The organism is Aeromonas sp. A35_P (assembly GCF_002259925.1).
GTDB lineage: Bacteria > Pseudomonadota > Gammaproteobacteria > Enterobacterales > Aeromonadaceae > Aeromonas > Aeromonas dhakensis.
On sequence record NZ_NEVB01000137.1, the window covers coordinates 1 to 4,463 of the forward strand.

Consider the following 4,463-nt stretch of genomic DNA (forward strand, 5'->3'; position numbering starts at 1 on the left):
CATTAACTGCTTCACTAAGGATAGGAAACTTATTGGGAAATAAAATTTGATCTATGAAATCTCTTTGTCGTCATCCTGATCCTGCCCCATAAAAAACGCCTCCACTTGGGAGGCGTTTGACTATCTATCGGGCGCTCAGGCGGCTCTGTGATAGGCCGATGGCTCGAACAGGGCCTTGTTGGCGACCAGCTCGATGGGATCAAAATCATCGACGTTGATGGTGCGCAGACGGCTCTCTTCGGCGCGGCGCAACAGGTCCGCTTCGGTCTGGTTGAGTACCCCTAGCGTCAGGCCGGCTTCCGCCACCTTGTCCAGCTGCATAAACGGACGCTTGATGCCGTCAGCCTTGCATACTTTCTCAAACAGCGGCTCGGCAGAGAGCACGTCGTCCAGCGCCTGCTCCAGCAGACCGAAGGGGTTGCCCTCTTCGCGGGTGAGATACTGACCCTGAGCCAGTCGACTGCGGGTTTCGCTCGGGGTTTGCAGCAGGCGGGCTACCTGGTTGTCCAGCTTGTCGCTCGGACGTTTCAGGTCGCGCCCCAGTGGCAGCACGATGACGCGCAGAGCCAACCCAATCCAGCGGTTCGGGAAGTTGCGCAGCAGCTCGTCGATAGCCTCCTGTGCCTTGAACAGGGCATCTTGTAGCGCCCAGTGCAAGAGCGGCAGATCGGCGTGCTGACGACCCTCATCCTGATAGCGCTTGAGGGCGCTGGAGGCCAGATAGAGCTGACTCAGCACGTCGCCGAGGCGGGCAGAGACCCGCTCCTTGCGCTTGAGCTCGCCGCCCAGAGTGCCCATCGCCATGTCCGACAGGAACGCCAGGTTGGCAGAGAGGCGGGAGAGCTGCTGGTAGTAGCCCTTGGTCTGATCCATGAACGGCGTGGCGGCGAAGCGGGCACCTGTCAGACCCAGCCAGAAGCTGCGTACCAGGTTGCTGATAGCAAAGCCGACGTGGCTGAATACCGCCTTGTCGAAGTCCTTGAGGGCCTGCTCCTGATCCGGGTGGCTGGCCGCCAGCATTTCGGGCAGCACGTACGGGTGGCAGCGGATGGCGCCCTGACCGTAGATGATCATGCTGCGGGTCAGGATATTGGCCCCTTCCACCGTGACGGCGATGGGCGCGCCCTGATAGCCACGGGCCAGGTAGTTATTGGGGCCCATGCAGATGGCCTTGCCGCCGTGGATGTCCATGGCATCGATGATGCACTTCTGGGCACGGTCGGTGAGGTGGTACTTGACGATGGCGGAGATGACCGAGGGTTTCTCGCCAAGGTCGATACCGGTCACGGTCAGCTTGGCGGCGGCGCCCATAATGTAGGCGTTGCCGCCGATGCGGGCCAGTGGCTCTTCAATGCCTTCCATCTTGCCAATGGGCAGCTTGAACTGGCGACGGATGCGGCTGTAGGCGCCGCTCGCCAGGGCCAGCATCTTGACGCCACCGGTGCTGTTGGAGGGCAGGGTGATGCCGCGCCCGACCGACAGGCATTCGACCAGCATGCGCCAGCCCTGACCGGCCATGGCTGGGCCGCCGATGATGAAGTCGAGCGGGACGAACACGTCCTTACCGCGGGTCGGGCCATTCTGGAACGGCACGTTGAGCGGGAAGTGGCGACGGCCGATCTCGACCCCCTTGATGTGGGTCGGAATGAGGGCGCAGGTGATGCCGAGCTCTTCCTCGTCACCCAGCAGGTGCTCGGGGTCACGCAGCTTGAAGGCGAGGCCCAGTACGGTGGCGATGGGGGCCAGCGTGATGTAGCGCTTGTTCCAGGTCAGGCGCATGCCGAGTACTTCTTTTCCTTCCCACTCGCCCTTGCAGACGATTCCGAAGTCAGGGATGGAGCCTGCGTCAGAGCCCGCTTCCGGGCTGGTGAGGGCGAAGCAGGGGATCTCCTTGCCGACCGCCAGACGTGGCAGGTAGTAATCCTTCTGCTCATCGGTGCCATAGTGTTGCAGCAGCTCGCCCGGGCCCAGCGAGTTGGGCACGCCGACGGTGGAGGCGAGTACGGCGCTGGCGCCACACAGCTTTTGCAGCACGCAGGACTGGGCGTAGGCGGAGAACTCCAGGCCACCGTACTTCTTCTTGATGATCATGGCGAAGAACTTGTTGTCCTTCAGGTATTGCCATACCTCGGGGGAGAGATCGGCCCGCTCATGGGTCACTTCCCAGTCGTTGACCATGCGGCACACCTCTTCCACCGGGCCGTCCAGAAAGGCCTGCTCTTCGGCAGAGAGGGTGCTGACCGGGATGGCGTGCAGCTTTTTCCAGTCCGGGTTGCCGGCAAACAGGTCGGCTTCCCACCAGGTGGTGCCCGCCTCAATGGCCTCTTTTTCGGTGCGGGACATCTCCGGCATGATGGATTTGTAGAGTTTGAACAGCGGCTTGGTCAGTTGATTGCGACGAAAATCCACCAGATTGAGGGGAATGGCGATCACCGCAAACAGTACCCAGACCAGCAGGGGAACGTGGCCATAAAGGGTGCCGGCAATCAGGGCTGCCGCCGTGGCAAGCGTGGAGGTGAACAGAGACGCCCGGCGATAAGCCATGGCGCCGATCACCAGGATCACTCCGAGCAGAGTGAGGGTCGTCGTCATTTTTCGCTCCTTGCATGAGTTGCCGAAATTGGGTGAACTGGGGGTTAACTGATCCAGAGGTCTGACCTGTTGGATATGGCCTCTGTTGTAATTCATACGCACAAACTTATCAAGCTGTTTACAAGCTTGTTACCTTGGCTCTGTGATCGGCATAACGTAGTGCCGGCGCCATCTTGACGGGCGGGGGGCGACTCCGGGATTGGCTTGTGCGACAATGGCGCCGCCCATATTTTGGAAGAGACATCATGTACCAAGAACTGATCCGCAATGAATTGACCGAAGCTGCCGGCGTGCTCCAGGCGTTCCTGGCAGATGAGCAAAATCTGAAGAACATCGAAGCGGCCGCTAGGCTGCTCGCTGACTCCTTCAAGCAGGAAGGCAAGGTACTCTCCTGTGGCAACGGTGGCTCCCACTGCGACGCCATGCACTTTGCCGAAGAGCTGACCGGTCGTTATCGCGAGAACCGCCCCGGCTACGCCGGCATCGCCATCTCCGATCCCAGCCACCTCTCCTGTGTGTCCAACGACTTTGGTTACGACTACGTCTTCTCCCGCTATGTGGAAGCGGTCGGCCGTCGCGGCGACGTGCTGCTCGGCATCTCCACCAGCGGCAACTCCGGCAATATCCTGAAGGCCATCGAGGCGGCTCGTGCCAAGGGCATGAAGGTGATCGCGCTGACCGGCAAGGATGGCGGCAAGATGGCCGGTCTGGCCGATGTGGAGATCCGGGTGCCGCACTTCGGCTATGCCGACCGCATTCAGGAAGTGCACATCAAGGTGATCCACATCCTGATCCAGCTGGTCGAAAAAGAGATGGCCAAGTAAGGATGTGATCCCGCGCCGGAACCGCTGAATCCTGCGGGTTTATGTTCCGGCCGGCGTGATCCGGTGCAAGAGGTCGGTCGGCAAGGCTCTGCATTCCCTGCCGGGCGACCCCTTGAACGAGCAACGATCAAGTAAGCAAGGAGCCCGCAGCCTATGTGCGAACTGCTCGGCATGAGTGCCAATGTGCCGACCGATATCTGCTTCAGCTTCACCGGCCTGATGCTGCGAGGCGGCAAGACGGGACCCCACAAGGATGGCTGGGGCATCACCTTCTACGAAGGGAAGGGCTTTCGAACCTTCAAGGATCCCGAACCCAGCGCCCAGTCCCCCATCGCCAGGCTGGTACAGGCACTGCCCATCAAGAGCCGCGCCGTGGTCAGCCATATTCGCCAGGCCAACCGTGGCTGTGTGTCGCTGGAAAATACCCACCCCTTTACCCGTGAACTGTGGGGCCGTTACTGGACCTTTGCCCACAACGGTCAGTTGACCGGTTACAAGAAGCTGGCCACCGGGCGACACAAGCCGGTGGGGGATACCGACAGCGAGCACGCTTTCTGCTGGTTGCTCGAGCGGTTGGAGCAGAAATACCCCAGACGTCCTGCCAACTTTCCCGCCATGTTCCGCTATCTGGCGACCCTGTGCGACGAACTGCGCAGCCTCGGGGTATTCAACATGTTGTTGTCTGATGGGGAGTTCGTGATGACCTATTGCAGCAACAACCTCTACTGGTTGACCCGGCGAGCCCCGTTTGGTGAGGCCCGTCTGCTGGATGATGATGTCGCCATCGATTTTCAGAGCGAGACAACCCCGAACGATGTGGTGACCCTGATTGCCACTCGGCCGCTGACCGGCAATGAAGACTGGGTCAGGATGGCGCCAGGCGAGTTCAACCTGTTTCGGCTGGGTGAGCGGGTGTCTGCCGATCAGAAGTGATAACACCCTGATCTCAATGTAAAAAAATACCAGGGTAGAATCCTACCTGGTTCTTCGCAGCAGCCATACAGGCAAAAGGGATGAGAGAGGTGTTGCTGAGTCGCATCATTCTCA

3 protein-coding genes are annotated in these 4,463 nt (G+C 60.3%); 2 read left to right on the top strand and 1 reads right to left on the bottom strand.

The features are described from left to right. Positions 1-135: 135 nt before the first annotated feature. The gene (gene fadE, locus CAK78_RS09475; RefSeq protein WP_094697109.1) at positions 136-2,592 is read right to left on the bottom strand and encodes an acyl-CoA dehydrogenase FadE; all 2,457 of its coding nucleotides are present in this window, start codon (positions 2,590-2,592) and stop codon (positions 136-138) included. Between the two features lie 245 nt (positions 2,593-2,837). Between fadE and lpcA the strand changes: the two genes are divergently transcribed. Next, complete coding sequence (gene lpcA / locus CAK78_RS09480) at positions 2,838-3,416, top strand: D-sedoheptulose 7-phosphate isomerase (RefSeq protein WP_094697110.1); 579 nt, start codon at positions 2,838-2,840, stop codon at positions 3,414-3,416. A gap of 153 nt (positions 3,417-3,569) precedes the next feature. Further along, a complete protein-coding gene (locus CAK78_RS09485; RefSeq protein ID WP_094697111.1) occupies positions 3,570-4,349 on the top strand; it encodes a class II glutamine amidotransferase in 780 nt (259 codons plus the stop codon). Positions 4,350-4,463: the final 114 nt, after the last annotated feature.